Source organism: Micromonospora sp. L5 (genome assembly GCF_000177655.2).
In the GTDB taxonomy this organism is placed as follows: domain Bacteria; phylum Actinomycetota; class Actinomycetes; order Mycobacteriales; family Micromonosporaceae; genus Micromonospora; species Micromonospora aurantiaca.
Map to the genome: position 1 here is coordinate 3,146,262 of NC_014815.1, position 21,673 is coordinate 3,167,934.

The window sequence follows — 21,673 nt, forward strand, 5'->3', positions numbered from 1 at the left end:
TCGGGGAAGTGGCGTGGTCGAGGCCGGTCCATTACCGCCACTTCGCCGAGCTGGCGGGGTGGGGGTGGGTGGGATGCCGCCACTTCGCCGAGCTGGTGGGTCGGCCGGGTTTCGGTGGTCGTGCCACCGCCGGGTGAGTGCGGCGGGACTCGCGGTCGGGTTGGCGGGTTTCGGGCTGGTGGGTGGCACCAGTTCGGGGAAGTGGTGTGGTCGAGGGCGGTGGGATACAGCCACCTCCCCGAACTGGCGAGGCCGGGCGGACCTGGGCCGGGCGGACCTCGGCCGGGTGGAACGGGGGTGGGGCGCGGCCCCGACCCGGACCGTCGTTGCCGCGACGGTCGCGGGCCGGGAACACGTGCCGTCGAGGCCGGGTGAGGCGGGTAAACGGCGGGGGAGGCCGGTCCGGCCACGACGGACGTCAGCGTCCGGTCATCCACCGTCCCAGCGGTACGGGTGCCCGGGAGCAGATTCCTCGATCGGCAGCACTTTGACCCGGTGTCGGCCTGTGCGTACCGCACCGACGGCGGACAGTGCGCGGGCGAGCAGGAGCGCGGCGTCCCGGTCCTCGGCGTGGACGACCTGGCGGCGGGGCTCCGGCGTGCTCGTCTCGTCCCGCAGGCGGCCCCCGCCGGCCCAGGCGGCGGCGATGTCGGCGTCGGCGGCGGTACGGATCTCGGTGCGGACGATCAGGAACCGCATGGTGTCCCCCGGACAATCGGCGGTTACACGCTGGAACTTCCACGTCACTCCCGCGTCATGTTACGCCGATGTGACAGCCCGGCAAGGGGAACGCGCCAGCTCGACCGATCGGGGGATCCCAGGTCAGCACCGTTGTCGGGGGTGGACGCGCGAAGGGCCGCCGGCGCACGCCGACGGCCCTCCGGGGATCGCCGGATCAGTCCAGATCGAACTGACCGCTCTTCGTTCCGGCGAGGAAGCCGAGCCATCCGGCCCGGTCGAACAGCAGGACCGGTCCGCTCGGGTCCTTGCTGTCCCGCAGCGCCACTGTGGCCGGCCCGGAGTCAAGCGGCGCGACCTCCACGCAGTTGGAGGTCTGGCTGCGGGTGCTCTTGCGCCAGGCGGCGCCGGCGAGCCGTCCCGAGCGGGCGGTCGTGCTGGTGTGGATCTCGTTCATGGTGCTTGCTCCTGGTGAGGTGCTCCGATGGGTCCGAGCGACGCCGGAGCGCGGGCGGTGTCCGTGCCGGATCACCGTTCCGTGGTGAGGCGCCCCGAGTCCCGGCGTCGCTGGGCCGGCGCCGTTGCCGGCCCGTACGCCACCGTGGACTCGACTGCCGTGCCGGTCAGCCGTCCCGTCGCCTCGATCAACCAGGAGAGGGTGTCCGATGCGGAGAGCGCCGACGAGCATAGCCACTCGAACACCACTTTATAGCGATTTAGGGTGTTTACCTCGGTCGACATGACGTCGGTGAACCCACCTTCGATGGCGAGTGTCTCCGGATCGAGGGGGTCGGCGAACCGGTAGACCGAGAACGCGGTCGGCGGAAGGTACCAGTCACCGACCCGGGTGTCCCGCAGCAGCAGGCGCAGCGTCACGTTCGGCAGCAGCGCCATCTCGCACAGGTGGACGAGCTGCTCGTGCAGCACCTCCGGTGGCCCGGCACGGCGGCCGAGCGCCGCCTCCTCCAGCACCGCCGTGTAGCGGGGCACGTCGGGGGAGCGGGTCAGCAGCGACTGGCGGGCCTGCCGCGCGCGTACCTCGGTCTCGGGATCCTCGGTCTCCGGGTCGCCGGCCTCGGCGGCGACCTGCGCGGCGGACATGATCCGGTGCCGGGCGTACCCGGGCGTCTGCAGCAGCCCCGGCACCAGCACCGGGTTGTACTCGGAGATCTCCGCGCAACCGGCCTCCAGCTCGGCGAAGGCGCGCTGCTGCTGGGTCATCACCGGGAAGTTGCGCAGCCAGCCGCGCATGTCACCGGCCTCGTGGGTGATCCCGGTCAGTTCCGCGCGCTGCTCCTCGTCGGCGCCGTAGAGCGTCAGCAACACGTCCACGTCGTCCGGGTCGGGACGGCTGCGGCCGTTCTCCAGACGGGACAACTTGGATGCGGAGGCCCAGCCGATCCGCTCGATGACCTGGTCACCGGTCAGACCGGCCTGTTCGCGGAGCCGACGCAGCTCGATGCCGAGTCGACGACGGCGCAGAATCGGGCCTGGTACGGCAGGAGGCACGGCGTCCTCTTTCCCGTCGACCGTCGCTTGACGCGACGGTAACTGTATGAAATTCGCCCCCCACGGTCAGTATGGACGGCGCGACCGGCGTCGGAGGTTCCGGCAAGGGCGTGTCACGAGACAAAAAGAGGACCGTGGAGGGTGTCTTCACCAGCGCCCGCCCCCGACGCGCCCTGGTGGCGCACCCCTGCCGGAGGGAACCGATGCGCACCGTCCTGCGCCGCCCCGACTTCCGTCTCCTGTTCGCCGCGCTCGTCGCGAGCATGGCGGCGGAGTCGGTCCTGCTGCTCGCCCTGGCCGTCTGGGTCAAGGATCTGACCGGTTCGGACAGCATGGCCGGGGCGACCATCTTCGCGGTCATCGCGCCGATGACGCTCGCCCCGCTGGTCGGCTGGGTGGTCGACCGCTACCGGAGGCGACAGTTCTTCATCGCCGCCAACCTGGTCGCGGCAGTGCTGCTCGGTCCGCTGCTCACGGTCCGGGACCGGTCCGACGTCTGGGTGATCTACGTGGTCGCCGCGCTCTACGGACTCTCGTACATCACGCTCACCGCCGTGCTCAACGGACTGATCCGGCATCTGGTTCCGCCCGATCTGCTCGCCGACGCGAACGGACTGCTCCAGACCGTCCGGCAGGGTCTGCGGCTGATCGGGCCGCTGGCCGGGGCCGGTGTCTACGCCGCAGTCGGCGGCTGGCTGCTGGTCCTGCTGGCCATGACCGGCTTCCTCGTCGCGGCGGCGGTGGTCGGGCGGCTGCGCGTGGAGGAGAGCACGCCGTCACGGCCGGGTCGGCGCGGGCCGTCCGAGCTGGGCGCGGGGCTGCGGCACCTGACCGGCGAGCCGGCGCTGCGCCGGGCGCTGCTCGGGTACGGGCTCGGCTCGCTGGTGATGGGCTTCACCGAGTCGCTGATCTTCGCGTACGTCGATCTGGGCCTGCACCGCGACGCCGCGTTCGTCGGCGTGCTGGTCATGGTGCAGGGCGTCGGCGGGCTGGTCGGCGGCCTGTTCTCGGCCGCCGTGGTCCGCCGGTTCGGCGAGGTCGGCACGCTCGCCGCGGGCGTGACGTTCTTCGGGCCGGCCGCGCTGGCGCTCGCGTACCCCCGGTTGTGGCTCGGGGTGGTGGCGCTGCTGCTGGCCGGCCTCTCGCTGCCGCTGACCATGGTGGGGTTGAACACGCTGATCCAGCGGCGGACGCCGCCGCGGCTGCTGGGCCGGGTCACCGCCGCGTCCGAGGCGCTGGTCAGCGGCCCGCAGGCGCTCTCCATCGGCACCGGCGCGCTGCTCGTCGGCGTGTTCGACTACCGGCTGCTGTTCGCCCTCGTCGGTGCGGTCACCACGGCGGCCGGCCTCTACCTGTGGCGGGGGCGCGGGCTGACCATGCCGGTCGCCGGACCGGTGCGGATCCCGGCGCCCCGGAAGCCGGCCGACGACGGGGTGCTCAGCCGCGGTGGTTCCTGAACGACGGCGAGCGGCCGCACCCGGATCGGGTGCGGCCGCTCGTGGCGTCGCGGGCGGATCAGCCGGGCAGCGCGGCCAGGTGCTGCTTGACCTGGGTGATCGAAGGGTTGGTCAGGGCGCTGCCGTCGGCGAAGCGCAGCGTCGGGACGGTCTGGTTACCGCCGTTGACGCCCATCACGAAGTCCGCGGCCGTCGGGTCCTGCTCGATGTCGACCACCTCGTACGCGATGCCCTCCCGGTCGAGCTGCGACTTCAGCCGGTGGCAGTAGCCGCACCACGGGGTGGAATACATCGTCAGCATGGTCTGGTCCTCCAAGGGGTGGCTCGCGCCCGGTCCGATCAGGCCAGGCTAACCGCTGCAACGTCACACGATGCTGGGATGATTCCCTGCTGTGGGCGTTCACTCAGCGGCGGAACGGGTGCTGGCCGGGCTGGATCCGGAGCAGCGGTCCGCGGTGACCGCTCCGGCCGGTCCGGTCTGCATCCTGGCCGGCGCCGGCACCGGCAAGACCCGGGCGGTGACCTCGCGAATCGCGTACCGGGCGCTGACCGGCGACATCGCCGGCCGGCATGTGCTGGCGGTCACGTTCACCGCCCGCGCCGCCGCCGAGATGCGCAGCCGTCTCACAGTGCTCGGGGTGCAGGGTGTGCAGGCGCGCACGTTCCACGCCGCGGCGCTGCGGCAGGTCCGCTACTTCGCGCCCCGGCTGCTGGCCGGGCGGGCCATGCCGGAGCTGCTGGACAGCAAGGTGCGGGTGGTCACGCTCGCCGCCGCCAAGGTCGGCCTGCGCGCCGACCGGGCCGCCGCGCGGGACCTGTCCGCCGAGATCGAGTGGGCCAAGTCGTCGCTGGTCGAGCCCGGGGAGTACGTCGTCGCCGCGGCCAAGGCGCTGCGCGAGACGCCGTACGAGCCGGCCCGGGTGGCCGACGTGTTCGACGCGTACGAGCGGCTCAAGCGCGGCAACGGGGTGATCGACTTCGAGGACATGCTGCGCGCCGCGGTCTGGGGCATCGAGGAGCACCCGGACGTGGCCGAGCAGGTGCGCAACCAGTACCGGCACTTCGTGGTCGACGAGTACCAGGACGTCAACCCGCTCCAGCAGCGGCTGCTGGAGGCGTGGCTGGGCGGCCGGGACGACCTCACGGTGGTCGGCGACGCCAGCCAGACGATCTACTCGTTCACCGGCGCCACCTCGTCGTACCTGGTCGACTTCCCCCGCCTGCACCGCGGCGCGACAGTCGTCCGGCTGGTCCGCGACTACCGCTCCACACCGCAGGTGGTCGGGCTCGCCAACGCGGTGATCTCGCAGGCCCGGGGCACCGAGGCGCGGCTACGGCTGGAGCTGCACGGCCAGCGCCGGCCCGGCCCGGAACCGGAACTGCGGATTTTCACCGACGAGCCGGCCGAGGCGAACGCGGTCGCGGCCCGCTGCCGGGCGCTCGTGGCGGGCGGCACCCCGGCGCGGGAGATCGCGGTGCTGTTCCGCACCAACGCGCAGTCCGAGGCGTACGAGAAGGCGCTCTCCGAGGCCGGGGTGCCGTACGTGCTCCAGGGTGCGGAGCGGTTCTTCGAGCGGCCCGAGGTGCGCCAGGCGATGATCGCGTTGCGCGCCGCCACCCGGTCGGCCGACGCGGGAACCCCGCTGCCGGCCGCCGTGGTCGAGGCGCTCACCGCCGTCGGCTGGGCGCCCGACGCGCCCCCGCCCGGCGGCGCCGCGCGGGAGCGGTGGGAGGCGCTCGCCGCGCTGGTCCAGCTCGCCGAGGAGTACGCGGCGCAGGCCGAGGAGGAACCGGGCCTGACCGGGTTCACCGAGGAACTCGCCCGGCGGGCCGCCCAGCAGCACGTGCCCACAGTCGAGGGGCTGACGCTCGCGTCGCTGCACTCGGCGAAAGGGCTGGAGTGGGACGCGGTGTTCCTGGTCGGGCTGGCCGAGGGAACGCTGCCCACCACGTACGCGAAGACCATGGAGCAGGTCGAGGAGGAACGGCGGCTGCTCTACGTCGGGATCACCCGGGCCCGGGAGTGGCTCTGGCTGTCGTACGCCACCGCGCGCTCGCCGGGTGGGCGGGCCCGGCGGCCCTCGCGGTTCCTGCCGCAGCTCGACCGGTCCGGCGGCGGGGAGCGGGCCGGCGGCGGCGGGCCGGCGCGGCGGGCCGAGCGGCGCCGGCCGCAGGTGGTCTCGTGCCGGATCTGCGGCGCCACGCTGCTCGCCGGCGCGGACCGCAAACTGGGCCGCTGCCCGACCTGCCCGTCGGACATCGACGAGGAGCTGTACGAGCGGCTGCGCGAGTGGCGGCAGCGGGTGGCGGGCGCGCAGAAGGTGCCGGCGTACGTGGTCTTCACCGACGCCACGCTCACCGCGCTGGCCGAGCGGAAGCCCGGCCGCACCGAGGAACTGGTGGCGATCGCCGGGATCGGGCCCCGAAAAGTCGGGCTTTACGGGGATACGGTGCTCGCCCTGGTGGCGGGCGCCACGGTGGACGAGGTCTGCCCACAGAAAACTTCTGAAAACTAGCCGTAAATCGTTTGCCCTCCCCCGAGGGCTAGGAATAGCCTCATGACACACCTCGCGAGCGGCGCCGTTCTGGCTGCTCAAAGGGGATGAGTCCACGGTCGGCACGAGGAGAGTAGGGAGGTGGCACCAATGAAGATCTTCACCTATGAGCGTCTTGCGGCGATGCCGTCTGCCGTCGCTCCGCTGTCGGCTGTCCGGGTGGCCCTCGCCGCTCGACCGTCGGCTCCGCAGGTGCACCAGGTCCCGGTTCAGGCCGAGCTGAACCTGACCGTTGCGCCGATCGCCGGAGTCGAGGGGACCAGTGGCTTCGCGGGCAAGGGCATCGATGGCGCCAAGAAGCGCACGGATGTCCGCGGTGTTCCACCTCGAGGTAGACCGGTCTGATCCATCAGACCACCGGCTCACCTCGAGGCCGCGGAACCCGCATACCGGGATCCGCGGCCTCAGTTTTTTGTCCCGCCGAAGTACGTCGGAATGCGATCCACGAGATCGAAGTGAGAGAGAGGTGACCGGAGGATGAGTCTGGCGTTGGCCCCCCTCGACGTGAGCGTCGACGTGGAGGCGAACCTGCCCTGCCGGAAGTTCGACCCCGACCTGTGGTTCTCCGACTCGCCCGCCGAGCTCGAGCTGGCCAAGTCGCTCTGCGGGGACTGCCCGCTGCGCGTCGAGTGCCTGGCCGGGGCGGTGGAGCGAGCCGAGCCCTGGGGCGTCTGGGGCGGCGAGATCTTCGAGCGTGGCGCGGTCGTCCCGCGCAAGCGGCCCCGTGGCCGTCCGCGCAAGGAGGACCTCGCCCGTGACGCGCAGCTCCGGGTCGAGGCGGAGGCGCGACTGGCGGCCAGCGGGCTGTCCGAGTCGCGTAGCTCCGTCCGGCTGGCAGCCTGACAAACCTACGTTCCGAAACCGACCGATGCCGGTGTCCCTCCACCGGCCGACCTGAGAGAGAAACCCTGATGATGAACCTGCCGAACGGATTCGAGATGCAACTACTCCACGAAGCGTTGTCCAGGGCCCGAATGCGCCGGCCTCAGGCCGGTCGCACCACCACGAGCACTGAGGCAACCCGTTCCGCCCGTACCGTCGCCATGCGGGGTCGCAGCCAGTCGGCCCGCGACCTGGGCGTTCTGTAGAACGATCGCGTGAGGAAGGGGCGGTGACCGACAGGTCACCGCCCCTTCGCCGTGCCCGCTCGCCGACCGCGCGCTCGCTGGCCCGCCTCTGGTCGGCTTGCTCAGACCACCGGCGCGAAGCCTGGTAGCCAGCGTTCCAGGATCGACCGGTAGGACGCCTTCGCCTCCAACTGGCAGAGCACCCCGATCGAACCCAGCGTGACCCGGTGGATCATCAGGTACGACGGGGGCAGGTTGAGCTGCCGGCTGAGCTGGTAGGCGGGGGAGCGAGGGCTGGCCAGCCGGGTCGCCTCGCCGCGCAGCCAGGCCCGGGTGAAGCGGAACTCCTCCGCGGCGATCGGCTCCAGCATCGGACGCAGGAAGTCGAGCACCGCCGGGGCGTCGATCGACTCGGTGCGGCTGACGAAGCCCTCGGCGCGCAGCCCTTCCACCACCGCGTCGGCGTCCCCGCGCAGCGCCAGTGCTGCGATCCGGCCGATCGGCTCGGGCGTGCCCTGCGGCATCCGGGCCACCGCTCCGAAGTCGATCACGCCGAGCCGGCCGTCCGGGAGCAGACGGAAGTTGCCCGGGTGCGGGTCGGCGTGCAGCAGCCCGGCCCGCTCCGGCGCGGACAGGTGCAGCTCGGCCATCAGCCGGCCGGCCTCGTTCCGCTGCTCCTCGGTGCCCTCCCGGATGATCTGGGACAGCGGAATGCCTTCCACCCACTCGGTGATCAGCACCCGCGGCGCGGCGTCGAGCACCTCCGGGATGAAGATGTCCGGGTCGTCGGCGTACGCGGCGGCGAACGCCCGCTGCGACTCCGCCTCCAGTTCGTAGTCCAGCTCCTCGGTGATGCGCTCGCGCAGCTCGGCCAGGAGCGGCTTCACGTCCAGCCCCGGCTGGATGGCCCGGAACATGCCGCCGAGCCGGGAGAGCTGCTTGAGGTCGGCGAGCAGGGCGTCACCCGCCCCCGGGTACTGGATCTTCACGGCCACGTCCCGGTGCTGGGGGCCGCCGTTCGGCCCGTACCCCGGGTCGCGCCAGACCGCGCGGTGCACCTGGCCGATGCTCGCCGCGGCGGCCGGGGTGTCGTCGAACTCGACGAACCGGTCGCGCCAGTCCGGGCCGAGCTGCTCGGCGAGCACCTTGTGCACTGTCGCCGCAGGCAGCGGCGGCGCAGCCTCCTGGAGCTTGGTCAGCGCCTGCCGGTAGGGCGCGGCGACCTCCTCGGGCAGCGCCGCCTCGAACACCGACAGGGCCTGGCCGAACTTCATCGCCCCGCCCTTGAGCTGCCCGAGCACGCTGAACAACTGCTCGGCGGTGCGCTGCTGGATCTCGGCGGAGATGACGTCGGACGCGAGGCCGGTCACCCGCTTGCCCATGCCGAGGACGGTTCGACCGGCGAACCCGAGCGGCAGGGCGGCGAGTTTGGCGGTGCGGGACACGGCCCGGCGCGGGATGTCGGTCACCCGGCCATTGTTACCGACGCGGGGCCTCCGCTGCTGCCGTGCGGCGGGTAGTGGCCGGGGCCGACCGGATCGGGCGACGCCGGCAGCAACCGCAGGAGGGGTGTGGGGGCCACCGTCGGTAGCGGACGCGACCCGGACCCCGGACCTCCACCGCGCCGCCGAGCGTCTCCGGCTGGGCGCCGTCGAGCTGGGCCAGCACCTCGGCCGTGGCGAAGGCCGCCGCGGCGAGCCCGGTGGCGGCGGCGCAGGCGCGCGCGCCCCGGTCGGCGGCGAGCTGGGCGGCGAGCGCGGGCCAGTCCGGATCCCGGTCGCCGCGGTGCAGGTCGAGGCAGCGCAGGCAGGGACCGGCGGGCGGGCGGACCAGCGGACCGACCACCGGTACGCCGCCGCGCAGGTCGAGCAGCAGATGGGGCTGACGCCGGCGGGCGTACCCGGTGGCCAGCAGCTCGGCCGGACGGTCGACGCCGAGCTGCACCACCAGGTCCGGCCGGGCCGCCCGGGACGGGCCGGTGACAGTTCCGGGCGCGCACCGTTCCAGCGCCGCGCGTACCGCCGGGGCCAGCGGACGGCCCAGCTCCGTGGCGGTCAGGCCGGTCCCGACCAGGTCACCCGCGCCGACCGGGCCGGCCAGATCGGGTACGACGTGCCCGACCCCGGCCTGGGCCAGCGCGACGGCGACCGCTGCGCCGAGGCGTCCCGTACCGGTGACCAGCACCCGGGCGGCACGGCGGCGGCGCAGCAGCCGGGCCGGTGTGCCGGGCAGGTCGGGCGACGCGAGCGCCAGTGCGGCAGCCTCGGCGGCCAGCCGGTCCCGGGCCGCTCCGGCCAGCTCGCGGGGGAGCAGTGCCTGTGCCGGCACCACCAGCCCGGCGTCCCGGAGCGTGTCGAGCAGGGCGCGTGCCTCCTCGGGCGGGACTCGCGCGGCGCCCGCCCCGGCCAGCACGGCGCGTTCGCTGCGGGTGCCGTCGAGCAGGTCGAGCAGGCGGGCCGTTCCCGGCGAGGACATCTCCAGCAGCACCGCGCGGCCGGGCGGCTCGCCCAGCTGGAGCGTGTGCCGGTCGCGCCAGAGCCGGGTCAGGCCGGGCAGCAGGACGGGACGGACGAGCGGTGTCGGATCGGTCACGCCACTGATCGTGACCGTCTCCACGCGCTCCGTCGCTCGTTGTCCACAGGTGCGGCGAGCCGTGGCCAGCGTTGTCCACAGGATCTCGCCGGTTTTCCACAACCAGCCGGTAACTGTGTCGGCTACACGACGGAGGAGGACGGCCGACGGCCGTCCTCCTCCGTTTCTGCCGTACGGGTCAGACCTTGGCCTTGCCCAGGATGCGGTTCACTGTTGTGCCGCACACCGGGCACCTGCCCTTGGCCATGTTCATGCCGGTCTTCGAGACCTCCACGTGCCCCTCGAAGTCCCGCTTCTCCTTGCACTTCACGCAGTAACCGTTGTAGGTCTGGGCCTGGTCGGCCACGGTAGCCTCCTCGTCTCGTCCGCCGGAGGTGTCCCGGCGGGTCTCCCTGCGGCGGCCCACGCGTGGCACCGGCGCCGGGGGTTCTCCGCGGTCAGTCACCTGACCGTGGTTGGCGGACCCTACCCAGGTCTGGGCGGTTCCATGTCAGCTGTACGCCGACTCTGTGAGCAAGTCGACGTCGAGAGTGTGCATGCCGAGTAACGTCGGATAAGTCAGTTTCGCGCGGACACGCCGGATGAATGCACCCAGATCCGCTTCGCGAGGCCCCCCGACAGTCACCCGTCGTAGATCACTTAACGTGAACAGGGTCGGTCAGGTGATGGTCAGCTACCGTCGCAAAGAATTTTTTCCGGACTCCTGACAATCAACCGCCACTTTCCGGGCGCGTGTCGTCGTGTTGACTCTTGCGGAGTCCTGGTCAGTACGCATTAGCTTTCCATCGTGACAGTCAACCGAGGCTGCGCGGACCGGTAATGGCCGTGACGCGGAAGCCCGTCGTCGAGGTGCGGCGCAGCCAGCGTCGGCGGCGCACGGTGTCCGCGTACCGGGACGGTGAGCGCGTCGTCGTGCTGATCCCCGACCAGTTCTCCCGGGCCGAGGAGAGCGAGTGGGTCGACCGGATGCTCGCCCGGCTCGCCGCCCGCGAGGGCCGGCTGGCCCGCTCGGATGCTGAACTGCTCGCCCGCGCCACCCGCCTGATCGACCTCTACCTGCCCGAACACGGGTCGGCTGCCGCGCCGGCCAGCGTCCGCTGGGTGACGAACCAGAACGGCCGCTGGGGCTCCTGTACGCCCGCCGACCGCACCATCCGGATCTCGCACCGGGTCCAGGACATGCCCGACTGGGTGATCGACTACGTGCTGCTGCACGAGCTGGCGCATCTCATCGTGCCCAGCCACAACGCCGACTTCTGGGCGCTGGTCGCCCGCTACCCGAGGTCGGAGCGCGCCCGCGGCTACCTGGAGGGCGTGGCCGCCACCGCCGCCATCCCCTGACCGCCGCCCATCGCGGTCGATCATGAAGTTGGCCTGGCGTTTCGTCCGCTTCGTCACCGCCAACCTCATGATCGTGAACGGACGCGGGTGGGGCGGGGGTTAAGGTCGGCGAATGTCGCGACGTGTGGTGGTGGCGCTGCTCGGCCCGGTGACCTGGACGCCGCCCGGAATCGATCCGGCGCGATGGCTTACCGCGCTCGCCGAGGACGTGGTGGACCTGCTCGCCACGCTGAACGAGGTGGAGACCGCCGTCGCGGTCACCAGCCGGGACCGATGGCTGGCCGACGCCGTGGTCTGGCCCGGCACCCAGGTGTACGAGGTGCCCGAGCCCACGCCGAACGCGGTGTTCGCGGCGCTGGCCGGTGACCGGGCGGCCCGCGATGGCGGGGCGGGCGGATACGACCAGGTGGCGGTGGTGGCGGCGGACGCGCCGGACGTGCCCGGTCTGACGCTCGGCAAGCTGCTCCGGCCGCTCACCACCCGGCCGGTGGCGGTGGCCCCGGTCGAGGGGAGCGGAACCGGGCTGCTGGGAGTGGCGGCGCGACTGCCCGTACCGGCGTGGCTGCCGGCGCTGGACCTGGACACCACCGCGCCGGCCGAGGTGCGACGGGCGGCACCGAGCCCGGGCGACGTGGCGGTCACCGCCGGCTGGCACCGGATGCGCGGCCCGGCTGACCTGGCCGCACTCGATCCGGCCGTCGAGGGCTGGGAGGCGACGCGCGCCCTGCTGTCCGGCCGCCCCGTCTGACCCCCACCCTCCGTTCCCGGCCCGCCGATCTTGCAGTTTGGTACCCGACAGAAGCCGCTTTCAGGACATTCCGAGGGCCACAACTGCAAGATCGACGGGGTGGGCGGTGTCAGTGCTTGTCGTCGTCCTCGCCGGGGGACTTCTCCTCCGGGGCGCCGGGGGCGGAGAAGTCGAAGTTCGCCAGCTCGTCGTCGAGATCGGTGCTCGTCGTGGCGAACGCCTCCGGGGCGGCGAAGTCGTCGTCGGAGGGCAGCAGGTCCGGGTGGCCCCAGACCGCGTCCCGGCCGGCGATGCCGCGGTGCTCGGTCAGCGCCGCCCACAGCACCGTCGCCTCACGCAGGCGGCGGGGCCGCAGTTCGAGACCGACCAGCGCGGCGAACGTCTGCTCGGCCGGGCCACCCGCGGCGCGGCGGCGGCGGAACGCCTCGCCGAGGCGTACGACGTTGGGGAGGCGGTCACCGGCGGCGCTGTCGACGACGTGGCAGACCCAGCCCTCGACCAGGGCGAGCACGGTCTCCAGCCGGGCCAGCGACGCCTTCTGCGCGGGCGTGTCCTCCGGCGTGAAGATGCCCTCCAGGGCGATCGCCTGCATCGACTCCGGGTCGGTCGGGTCGACCCGGCCCATCGCCTCCTCGATCGCCTCCCGGTTGACCCGGATGCCCGCGGCGTAGTTCTCCACCGCGGTCAGCACGTGCCCGCGCAGCCACGGCACGTGCTGGAACAGCCGCTGGTGGGCGGCCTCGCGCAGGGCCACGTAGAGGCGTACCTCGTCCTCGGGCAGCTCCAGGCCCTCGCCGTACACCTTGATGTTGGCGGGGACGAGCGCGGCGGTGCCGGCGGGGCCGAGCGGCAGGCCGATGTCACCGGCGGAGAGCACCTCGGCGGCGAGCGAGCCGAGCGCCTGGCCGAGCTGGCCGCCGAAGAGGGCGCCGCCGAGCGTGGCGACCATCGACTGCATCGGGCCGAGCTGGGCGCGGGCCTCCGGCGGCACCAGGTCGCCCATCGCGCCGACCATCCGGCTGGCCACCGGGTCGCAGAGCTTGCGCCACACGTCGAGCGTCTTGAAGATCCACTCGTTGCGGTTCCAGGCGACCGAGGTGCGGATGCCGGAGGGCCACGAGGTCGCCGGCTCCAGCCAGAGGTCGGCGATGCGCAGCGCCTCCTCGACCGCGTTGCGTTCGAACGGCGACACCGCCGGGTCGCCGGCGGCGGCGAGCTGGCTGGCGGCTACCTGCCGGGCGAGGTCCCAGTTGACCGGCCCGCTGCCCGGCGCCGAGAGCAGGTGCTGCAACTGCGACATGAACTGCTGCATCGCCGCGGGATCGTTGGGGTCCGGTGGTTGACCACCCGGGAGCGCGAAGCCGAACGGAATATCAGGCACGACGTCTACGGTACGCGGGGCCCGCCGCAGGTCGTGCCACTCGGCGTTGCGCTGAGGGCGAAGTCCGCCGGTCACCGCGCCGGATGGCACGGTACGGATCGGTACGCTCTGGCCCATGAGACGTCGCGGCGTGACCGTCCTCCTCGGTGCCCTGCTCACCGCCCTGCTCAGCGTCGGCGTGCTGAGCGTGCCGCTGCCGTACGTGGTGCTCGGCCCCGGTCCGACGGTGAACACGCTGGGCAGTGAGGACGGCAAGGAGGTCATCCAGGTGACCGGCCGCGCGACGTCCACCTCCGCCGGTCAGCTCCGGCTCACCACTGTCGGTGTGCAGCCGACCGTGCGGCTGCGGTCGGCGCTGGCCGGATGGTTCTCCTCGGACGAGGCGGTGGTGCCGCGGGAGCTGGTCTACCCGCCGGGGGAGTCGCAGGAAGAGGTCGAGAAGCGCAACGCGGAGGACTTCCAGAACTCGCAGACCAGCGCCGAGACGGCGGCGCTGCGCGAGCTGGGTTACCCGATCAAGGTGCTGGTCAAGGCGGTCACGCCGGGCGGCCCGTCGGTCGACGTGCTGCGCCCCGACGACGTGGTCACGTCGGTCGACGGGGTGCCGGTGACGAGCGCGGCCAAGCTCACCGAGCTGATCCGGGCGAAGCCCGCGGGCACCGCGCTGACGATCGGCTACACCCGGGGTGACACCCCGGGTACGGCGACGGTGACCAGCCGGGAGCAGGACGGCCGGCCGCGCATCGGTGTGGAGATCGACCAGCAGCAGCCGCACCCGTTCACCCTGAAGATCGACCTGGGTGACATCGGCGGGCCGAGCGCCGGGCTGATGTTCTCGCTCGGCATCATCGACAAGCTGGAGCCGGCCGACCTCACCGGCGGGAAGATCATCGCCGGTACCGGCACCATCGACGACGAGGGTCGCGTCGGTCCGATCGGCGGCATCGCGCAGAAGCTGGTCGGCGCCAAGGACGCGGGCGCGAAGGCGTTCCTGGTGCCCGCCGACAACTGCGCCGAGGCGGTCCGCAACCCGCAGCCGGGACTGCCGCTGCTGAGGGTCGCCACGCTGGGTGAGGCATTGAAGGCACTCGAGACGCTGCGCGCCGGGGGACAGCCGACGCGCTGCTGAGGCGGGCCGGGCGGCGGCCGGCGGGCGGATCGTGACGTGACCTTGACCCGACGTGCTCAGGAACACCCCGTACTCTTGGTGCCTGGTCGGAGCCGATCACATCGAGCGTGCGGAGCCAACAGTGGTCATGCGTAGCAGTCCCTTACCGAGGATGAGCCGGCGCGGACGCGTCACCATCGGTGTCCTGATCGGGGTGTTCATCTTGTTCACCCTCCTCGGGTGGGGCGTCAACGCCTGGACCGACTGGCTCTGGTTCGACGAGGTCCGCTACACCCAGGTCTTCACCGGCGTGCTCGCCACCCGCCTGCTGCTGTTCCTCGTTGTCGGCGTCGGCATGGCGCTGCTCGTCGGCGGCAACCTCTGGCTGGCCCACCGGCTGCGGCCCAAGATGCGCCCGCACTCGGCCGAGCAGGCCACGCTGGAGCGCTACCGGATGCTGCTGAGCCCGCGGCTCGGCACCTGGATCGCGCTCGCCGCCGCCGTCGTCGGGCTGTTCGCCGGCCTCTCCGCGCAGAGCCGCTGGGGTCAGTGGCTGCTGTTCCGCAACGGCGGCGACTTCGGCGTGAAGGACCCGGAGTTCGGCGTCGACGTCGGCTTCTACGTCTTCCAGCTCCCGTTCTGGCGCTACCTGCTCGGCGTCGGCTTCACAGTCGTGGTGCTGTCGCTGCTCGGCGCGCTGGCGGTGCACTACATCTTCGGCGGCGTGCGCCTCCAGGGCGTCGGCGACCGGATGACGAACGCCGCCCGCGCCCACCTCAGCACGCTGGTAGCCGTGTTCGTGCTGCTCAAGGCCGTCGCCTACGTGCTGGACCGGCGGGCCATGCTGCTGGAGTACAACGAGGGCGCCAAGCTCTACGGCGCCGGCTACGCCGACGTGAACGCGCTGCTCCCGGCGAAGGAGATCCTCGCCTGGATCTCCGTCCTGGTGGCGCTGGCGATCATCGTGTTCTCCAACGCCGTCATGCGGAACCTGGTCTGGCCGGGCATCTCGCTGGCCCTGCTGGGCGTCTCCGCGGTGGCGATCGGCGGCATCTACCCGTGGGCCGTGCAGACGTTCGAGGTCAAGCCGAGCGCCCGGGACAAGGAGGCGCCGTACATCGAACGCAGCATCAAGGCCACCCGCACCGCGTTCAGCCTCGACGGCACGAAGACCACACCGTACGCGGCCAGCAACCTCGTTCCACCCGCCAGCCTGGCCACCGACACGTCAGTGGTGTCGAACATCCGGCTGCTCGACCCGCAGCTGGTCTCCGAGACGTACACGCAGCTCCAGCAGGTCCGCGGCTTCTACGACTTCGGCTCGAAGCTGGACATCGACAGGTACTCGGTCAAGGACAAGACCTCCGACTACGTGGTCGGCGTCCGTGAGATCAACTACGGCGAGCTGACCGACCAGCAGAGCAACTGGATCAACCGCCACACCGTCTACACCCACGGGTACGGCCTGGTGGCCGCCCCGGCGAACCAGGTGGTCTGCGGCGGCCAGCCGTACTTCGTCTCCGGCTTCCTCGGCGACAAGGCACAGGAGGCGTGCTCCGCGCCGGCCGAGGAGATCCCGGCCCAGCAGCCGCGGATCTACTACGGCGAGCGGATGGAGCCGGACGACTACGCGATCGTCGGGCAGACCGGCGAGCGCAACGTCGAGTTCGACCGGCCCACCTCCACCGGCGGCGAGCAGTACTACACCTACACCGGTGAGGGCGGCGTCAAGATCGGCTCGTTCCCGCGCCGGCTGCTCTACGCGATCAAGGAGCAGGAGTCGAACTTCCTGCTCTCCGAGGCGGTCAACGAGAACTCGAAGCTGCTGTACGTGCGTAACCCGCGCGACCGGGTGGAGAAGGTCGCGCCGTTCCTCACGCTCGACGGCGACCCGTACCCGGCGGTGGTCGACGGGCGCGTCCTGTGGATCATCGACGGCTACACCACGGCCGCGACCTACCCGTACGCCGAGCGGGTCAACCTCCAGGCCGAGACCGCCGACGAGCTGACCGGCCGGGGCACGTTCCAGCTCGCCCGGGAGAACGTCAACTACATCCGCAACTCGGTGAAGGCGACTGTCGACGCGTACGACGGCACGGTCAAGCTCTACTCGTACGACGACACCGACCCGGTGCTCAAGGCGTGGAACAAGGCGTTCGGCGGCGACCTGGTGCTGCCCAAGGGCGACATCCCGGCCGAGCTGGCCGAGCACTTCCGCTACCCGGCCGACCTGTTCAAGGTGCAGCGCAACCTGCTGACCAAGTTCCACGTCACCGACCCCGGCGACTTCTACTCCGGCCAGGACTTCTGGCAGGTGCCGAACGTGCCGGACGCGCCGGACAGCGGGCAGAAGCAGCCGCCGTACTACCTGTTCACCCAGTTCCCCGGGCAGGACGGTCCACGCTTCCAGCTGACCTCGGCGGTCACCCCGAACGGGCGGCAGAACCTCGCCGCGCTGGTCTCCGGGTCGTACGTCGACGGGCAGCCGAAGCTGGAGGTGCTGGAGCTGCCGGACCAGACCCGGATCTCCGGGCCGACGCAGGTGCACCAGCAGATGACCAACAACGGCGACATCCGGCAGCAGCTCAACCTGCTCTCGTCCAACCAGGCGCAGGTGCAGTACGGCAACCTGCTCTCGCTGCCGTTCGCCGACGGCATGCTCTACGTCGAGCCGGTGTACGTGAAGAGCAGCAGCCAGGACGCGTACCCGCTGTTGCAGAAGGTGCTGCTCTCCTACGGTGACGGCGGCTCGTACGTGGTGCTCGCCAACAACCTCAGCGACGGCATCAAACAGCTCGTCGAGCAGGGCAAGCGGGCGCCGAACAACAACCCGCCGCCCAGCACCGACGACAACCCCACGCCGCCGCCCACCGGGGGCGACAACAACAACACGCCGCCGCCGATGAGCGGGGAGCTGGCCCAGGCGGCCGCCCGGGTGCAGACCGCGATCGCCGAGGTCAAGGCCGCGCAGACGTCCGGCGACTTCGAGCGGTACGGGCGTGCGCTGAAGGCGCTGGACGAGGCGATGAGCGCGTTCCAGCAGGCCCAGGCCGCGGCGAACGGCTCGGGCAACCCGGCGCCGTCGGGCAGTGTCTCGCCACCGGCGCCGACGTCCCCCGCGCCGACACCGGGCGGCTGACGCCGAGCTGACACCACGAGCCCGTGGTCCGGGACCGCAACGGTCACCCGGGCCACGGGCTCGTGTCGTGAAGCGGACTCCCCGGCCGCAACCCCGCACCCCGCCGTGCCGTCAACAGTGCAGGTGAACGTGTGGGGGCGGGAGGGCACATGCGTGACGCGGACAGCTTCGACGACTTCTACCGCAGCACGTCGGGACGGGCCGTACGGTACGGCTACGCGGTGGCCGGCGACCCGGCCGAGGCCCAGGATCTCGTGCAGGAGGCGTACGCCCGGGCCTGGCGGCAGTGGGCGAAGCTCGCCGGCCATCCCGCGCCGGAGGCGTGGCTGCGGCTGGTGATCAGCCGGCTGGCGACCGACCGGTTCCGGCGGCTGCGCGGGTGGCGCCTCGCGGCCAGCCGCACCGGCCCGCCACCCGATGTCGGACCGCCCGGCGAGGACACCGTGCTGCTGGTCGCGGCGCTGCGGCAGCTCCCGCCCCGGCACCGGCAGGCGCTCGCCCTGCACTACCTGTTCGACCTGCCGGTGGAGGAGATCGCCCGGGAGGCCGGCGTGCCCACCGGCACGGTGAAGTCCTGGCTGTCCCGGGGACGGGCCCGGCTGGCCGAGCTGTTGCCCGGCGTCGCCGCCGAGGAGCTGGAGGTCAACGATGTCGCGTGAACTGCACCGCTACTACCGGTCCCTCGCCGCCGACACCGACGAGCGGGTGCTGCCGGCACCGGACCGGCTGCGCCGCAGCGCCGACCGCTGGGCCCGGCGCCGCGCCGCGATCACCGTCCTGGCCGCCGCCGGGCTGGTCGCCGGCACGGTGGCCGGAAGCCGGCTGGTGCTCGCCGCCGGGCCGGGGCCCGTCCCGGTTCCACCCCCCGCGGGTACGCCCACCCCGCGGCCGTCGGCCGCCGCGCCCTCGGTCGCGCCGTCGCCCACCACGCCGCCGCCGGCCGTCGGCCGTACCTCCGGCTCGCGCAGTCCGATCGTGACCACCACGCCTCCGGCCGCGGCGACCCCGACCACGATCCCGGACCGGGCGTTCTTCGTGCTGCCCGCCGCGAACGACGCCGGCACCGGCAACTACTTCGGCCCGGGACCGGTCCTGCCGGTGCTGTGCGGCGCGACGCCCGGCGACGAGCGGGTGGTCGCGCAGCGGGCCCGGTCGCTGCCGTACCGGCGGGCCGGCGCACCGGCCGACGAGGTGCCGTCCGGCAACTACCGGCACAGCATCACGATCTACCGGTCCGGCGGCGCCGGCGCGGCGCTGGCCGAGCTGCGCGGGGCGGTACGGGCGTGCCCCGAGCAGCCCGCCCGGGGCACGCCGCCGGTGACGGTGCGGCAGCGTCTGCTGCCCGACAGCGGGTACGGCGACGAGTCGGTGCTGTTCGAGACGCGGACGCCGTACCGGGACGCCAACGGCGATCCGAGCGGCGGCGACGAGGTGCACCTGGTACGCGCGGTGCGCTCCGGCGACGTGGTGACGGTGCTGTGGGAACAGGGCTGGGAGAGCACCTCGACCCAGCGCGCCCAGTTCGACGCGGACAGCCGCCGGGCGGTCGAGGCGATCCGGCGGTGGCTGGACTGAGTACCCGTTTTGCGCCTGCCCGGGTCGGTGCGCTACGGTTGTTGAGCCGACGCGGGGTGGAGCAGCTCGGTAGCTCGCTGGGCTCATAACCCAGAGGTCGCAGGTTCAAATCCTGTCCCCGCTACTCGTGACGAAGGGCCCCGGAGTTCTCTCCGGGGCCCTTCGCCGTTCCTGCCCGAGGCGTCCCGGGAACGGTCGGCAGCGGATCCGGGTACCCGGCTGATCTCCAGGATCGGGGTGCGATAAGCTTTGTGAGCCGACGCGGGGTGGAGCAGCTCGGTAGCTCGCTGGGCTCATAACCCAGAGGTCGCAGGTTCAAATCCTGTCCCCGCTACCAAGGTTCAGGCCCGGAATCCATGGATTCCGGGCCTGAACTCATTCCGGGGCCGTCTCGGTGAGGGCGAGCAGTTCCGCGCGGGCCAGCCGGAGCTGCTCGTCAGTGACATAGGCGGTGCCGATGCCGATGGCGAGTCCCTCCGCGGCGTACCGGACGGCCCAGACGCGGCCCGGCGGCAGGCCGTCGGCCTCGAAGGCGCGGTTCCAGCGCGCCGGGTCCTCGGGATCCACCGCGAGCACGTGCTCCATGCTGTCGATCCCGAGTTGCGCGAGCAGGCCGGTGGCGCTGTTCAGTTCCGCCAGGTACGCGCTGTCCCCGGTGAGGGCGCGCACGTAACCACGGGTGAAGGCGCCGGGCCGGTCGTCGCCGGGGTCGACGTGGGCGTTCACCTCCTCCCAGAATCGGGTGATCACCTGCTCGACCAGTGCGGCGAACAGATCCTCACGGGAGGGGAAGTGGTGCATCAGGCCGCTCTTGGTGACACCCGCCTCCCGGGCGATGGCGGCCAGGCTGACGTTGGCGCCGTGCCGGGTGACCACCCGTTCGGCGGCGTCCAGCACGGCCCGCCGGGTGCGTGCGCGATCGCGGATCGGACGACGGTCAGTGGCCGGCACGAGCACCTCCAGCAGACACGGGCTCGGAGGGGATGACCTTCCAGGCCACCACCGAGGCGCCGACCAGGATCACGGCGGCGACGAAGGTGGCGGACTGCATCGCCTGGGCGAAGGCGTCCTGCGCAGCGGCCACGACGCCGGGCGCCGGTGACCCGTACACGGCCGCGGCCAGGGAGTCCTCCGCCAGCGCCCGATCGGCGGCGGTGGTCCCGGCGGGGAGCGTCAGCGACGAACGGTAGAGCAGCCCGTGCAACGAGCCGAGGACGGCGATGCCGAGCGCGCCGCCCAGCTCGTACGCCGTCTCGGCCACCGCCGACGCGGCGCCCGCGCGCCGCTCCGGGACGGCGCCGACGACGGCGTCCGTCGAGAGCGTCATGGCGACACCGATGCCGAGCCCGATGACGGCGAGGCCGATGCCCAGGCCCCAGTAGCTCCGGAAGTCGACGCTCGTCCCCATGACGGCGAGCCCGACGGCGGCGACCAGCAGTCCCAGCCCGATCGCGCGGCCCGCCCCCAGCCGCGACAGCAGGACGCCGATCAGTGCCACGACGAGCACCGCGGCGAGTGTCCCGGGCAGCTCGGCGGCGCCTGCCTTCAGGGGGCCGAAGCCGCGAACCAGCTGGAGGTACTGGGAGAAGAAGAACAGCAGACCCAGGAACCCGAAGATGGCCAGCACGTTGGCTGCAAGCGCGCCCGAGAACGCCGGCACCTTGAACAGCGAGACGTCGAGCAGCGGCACCGCCAGCCGGTTCTGCCGCCGCACGAACCACCATCCGGCCAGCAGCCCGACAGCGGTGGCCGCCACGGTGAGGGCGTCGACGCCGTCACTGAACAGCCGCTTGAGGGCGAAGACCAGCGGGACGATCGTGACGATGGACAGCGCCGAGGAACCCACGTCGATCCGCGCCGGCGCCTCGCCCTTCGACTCCGGCAGCAGCAGCCGTCCCGCCACCAGCGCCAGCACCATGACCGGCACGTTGATCAGGAAGACCGATCCCCACCAGAAGCGCTCCAGCAGCGCGCCGCCCACCAGCGGGCCGAGCGCGGCCCCGGCGGTCGCCCCGGCCGACCAGAGCGCGATGGCCCGGGCCCGCTGAGCGCGATCGGCGAACATCGACCGGACGATGGAGAGCGTCGACGGCATCAACGTGGCGCCGGCCAGGCCGAGAAGCGCACGGGCCGCGATCAGCACCTCCGGGGTGGAGGCGAAGGCCGCCAGCACGGACGCCGAGCCGAACCCCACAGTGCCGATCATCAGCAGGCGCTTGCGGCCGATCCGGTCGGCCAGGTTGCCCATCGTGATCAGGAGCCCGGCGAGCACGAAGGCGTAGATGTCCCCGATCCACAGGATCTGCGTGGCGGTGGGCCCGATGTCCTCGGTCAGTGACGGGACCGCGAGGTAGAGGACCGTTCCGTCGACGGCCAGGAGAAGGACCACGAGGACGAGTACCACGAGGGCAGCCCATTCCCGCTTCCCGGCGAGGGCCGGTGCGGGGACCGAGGGCGGGGAGGAGGTCACCAGGAAACCGTAACAGTCCAAATGGACGGCTAATCGTGAGTAAAGCCACCCGG

General features: G+C 72.2%; 20 protein-coding genes and 2 tRNA genes. 12 read left to right on the forward strand and 10 right to left on the reverse strand.

What is annotated here, in order from left to right:
* Positions 1-429: 429 nt before the first annotated feature.
* The 3 genes from ML5_RS14935 to ML5_RS14945 all read right to left on the reverse strand — a co-directional run bounded on the left by ML5_RS14935 (position 430) and on the right by ML5_RS14945 (position 2,187).
* Positions 430-699: a hypothetical protein gene (locus tag ML5_RS14935; RefSeq protein WP_013288411.1), complete on the reverse strand. Its 270-nt coding sequence runs from the start codon at positions 697-699 to the stop codon at positions 430-432.
* Positions 700-895: 196 nt separating this feature from the next.
* Complete coding sequence (locus ML5_RS14940) at positions 896-1,135, reverse strand: DUF397 domain-containing protein (RefSeq protein WP_013475247.1); 240 nt, start codon at positions 1,133-1,135, stop codon at positions 896-898.
* 71 nt (positions 1,136-1,206) lie between these two features.
* On the reverse strand, positions 1,207-2,187 hold the full coding sequence (locus tag ML5_RS14945; protein ID WP_013288409.1) for a helix-turn-helix transcriptional regulator: 981 nt from the start codon (positions 2,185-2,187) through the stop codon (positions 1,207-1,209).
* Between the two features lie 203 nt (positions 2,188-2,390).
* On the opposite strand from ML5_RS14945, the gene ML5_RS14950 reads away from it, so the two are divergent.
* Positions 2,391-3,644 carry an MFS transporter gene (locus tag ML5_RS14950; protein ID WP_013475248.1) on the forward strand — a complete coding sequence of 418 codons (1,254 nt, stop codon included), beginning with the start codon at positions 2,391-2,393 and terminating at the stop codon, positions 3,642-3,644.
* 58 nt (positions 3,645-3,702) lie between these two features.
* Here the strand turns inward: ML5_RS14950 and ML5_RS14955 are convergent, their stop codons facing one another.
* A complete protein-coding gene (locus ML5_RS14955) occupies positions 3,703-3,945 on the reverse strand; it encodes a mycoredoxin (protein WP_013288407.1) in 243 nt (80 codons plus the stop codon).
* Positions 3,946-4,036: 91 nt separating this feature from the next.
* Between ML5_RS14955 and ML5_RS14960 the strand changes: the two genes are divergently transcribed.
* From ML5_RS14960 to ML5_RS14965, 3 genes are all read left to right on the forward strand, one after another.
* Positions 4,037-6,160, forward strand: a complete 2,124-nt coding sequence (locus ML5_RS14960; RefSeq protein ID WP_013475249.1) for an ATP-dependent DNA helicase UvrD2 — start codon at positions 4,037-4,039, stop codon at positions 6,158-6,160.
* Between the two features lie 129 nt (positions 6,161-6,289).
* The gene (locus ML5_RS31535; protein WP_013288405.1) at positions 6,290-6,544 is read left to right on the forward strand and encodes a hypothetical protein; all 255 of its coding nucleotides are present in this window, start codon (positions 6,290-6,292) and stop codon (positions 6,542-6,544) included.
* A 132-nt stretch (positions 6,545-6,676) separates the two neighbouring features.
* Positions 6,677-7,042 carry a WhiB family transcriptional regulator gene (locus ML5_RS14965; RefSeq protein ID WP_013288404.1) on the forward strand — a complete coding sequence of 122 codons (366 nt, stop codon included), beginning with the start codon at positions 6,677-6,679 and terminating at the stop codon, positions 7,040-7,042.
* 346 nt (positions 7,043-7,388) lie between these two features.
* Here the strand turns inward: ML5_RS14965 and ML5_RS14970 are convergent, their stop codons facing one another.
* The 3 genes from ML5_RS14970 to ML5_RS32020 all read right to left on the reverse strand — a co-directional run bounded on the left by ML5_RS14970 (position 7,389) and on the right by ML5_RS32020 (position 10,204).
* The gene (locus ML5_RS14970) at positions 7,389-8,735 is read right to left on the reverse strand and encodes an AarF/ABC1/UbiB kinase family protein (protein WP_013288403.1); all 1,347 of its coding nucleotides are present in this window, start codon (positions 8,733-8,735) and stop codon (positions 7,389-7,391) included.
* A 10-nt stretch (positions 8,736-8,745) separates the two neighbouring features.
* Positions 8,746-9,858: a hypothetical protein gene (locus tag ML5_RS14975; RefSeq protein WP_143766939.1), complete on the reverse strand. Its 1,113-nt coding sequence runs from the start codon at positions 9,856-9,858 to the stop codon at positions 8,746-8,748.
* Between the two features lie 178 nt (positions 9,859-10,036).
* Positions 10,037-10,204, reverse strand: coding sequence for a DUF5679 domain-containing protein (locus ML5_RS32020; protein ID WP_013475251.1), 168 nt, complete (start codon positions 10,202-10,204; stop codon positions 10,037-10,039).
* Positions 10,205-10,677: 473 nt separating this feature from the next.
* Between ML5_RS32020 and ML5_RS14980 the strand changes: the two genes are divergently transcribed.
* Both ML5_RS14980 and ML5_RS14985 read left to right on the forward strand, forming a co-directional pair.
* Positions 10,678-11,199, forward strand: a complete 522-nt coding sequence (locus ML5_RS14980) for a M48 family metallopeptidase (RefSeq protein ID WP_013288401.1) — start codon at positions 10,678-10,680, stop codon at positions 11,197-11,199.
* A gap of 112 nt (positions 11,200-11,311) precedes the next feature.
* Positions 11,312-11,947: a hypothetical protein gene (locus ML5_RS14985; RefSeq protein WP_013475252.1), complete on the forward strand. Its 636-nt coding sequence runs from the start codon at positions 11,312-11,314 to the stop codon at positions 11,945-11,947.
* Positions 11,948-12,056: 109 nt separating this feature from the next.
* Here the strand turns inward: ML5_RS14985 and ML5_RS14990 are convergent, their stop codons facing one another.
* Complete coding sequence (locus ML5_RS14990) at positions 12,057-13,328, reverse strand: zinc-dependent metalloprotease (protein ID WP_082171395.1); 1,272 nt, start codon at positions 13,326-13,328, stop codon at positions 12,057-12,059.
* 115 nt (positions 13,329-13,443) lie between these two features.
* Between ML5_RS14990 and ML5_RS14995 the strand changes: the two genes are divergently transcribed.
* The 6 genes from ML5_RS14995 to ML5_RS15020 all read left to right on the forward strand — a co-directional run bounded on the left by ML5_RS14995 (position 13,444) and on the right by ML5_RS15020 (position 19,487).
* Positions 13,444-14,457, forward strand: a complete 1,014-nt coding sequence (locus tag ML5_RS14995; RefSeq protein ID WP_030273878.1) for a PDZ domain-containing protein — start codon at positions 13,444-13,446, stop codon at positions 14,455-14,457.
* A gap of 127 nt (positions 14,458-14,584) precedes the next feature.
* Complete coding sequence (locus ML5_RS15000; protein WP_225319643.1) at positions 14,585-17,575, forward strand: UPF0182 family protein; 2,991 nt, start codon at positions 14,585-14,587, stop codon at positions 17,573-17,575.
* A gap of 149 nt (positions 17,576-17,724) precedes the next feature.
* Positions 17,725-18,234, forward strand: coding sequence for an RNA polymerase sigma factor (locus ML5_RS15005; protein WP_013288396.1), 510 nt, complete (start codon positions 17,725-17,727; stop codon positions 18,232-18,234).
* Entirely contained in the window at positions 18,224-19,150 is a 927-nt protein-coding gene (locus ML5_RS15010) for a hypothetical protein (protein WP_013475253.1), read from the forward strand. Before ML5_RS15005 ends, ML5_RS15010 begins: the two co-directional genes overlap by 11 nt.
* Positions 19,151-19,200: 50 nt before the next feature.
* Positions 19,201-19,274, forward strand: a tRNA-Met gene (locus ML5_RS15015).
* 136 nt (positions 19,275-19,410) lie between these two features.
* A tRNA-Met gene (locus tag ML5_RS15020) sits at positions 19,411-19,487 on the forward strand.
* A 38-nt stretch (positions 19,488-19,525) separates the two neighbouring features.
* Here the strand turns inward: ML5_RS15020 and ML5_RS15025 are convergent.
* Together ML5_RS15025 and ML5_RS15030 are read right to left on the reverse strand one after the other, a co-directional pair.
* Positions 19,526-20,101 (reverse strand): TetR/AcrR family transcriptional regulator, encoded by a 576-nt coding sequence (locus ML5_RS15025; RefSeq protein WP_013288394.1) that lies wholly within the window; start codon positions 20,099-20,101, stop codon positions 19,526-19,528.
* Positions 20,088-21,620: an MFS transporter gene (locus ML5_RS15030; protein ID WP_013475254.1), complete on the reverse strand. Its 1,533-nt coding sequence runs from the start codon at positions 21,618-21,620 to the stop codon at positions 20,088-20,090. Before ML5_RS15030 ends, ML5_RS15025 begins: the two co-directional genes overlap by 14 nt.
* Between the last annotated feature and the right edge of the window lie 53 nt (positions 21,621-21,673).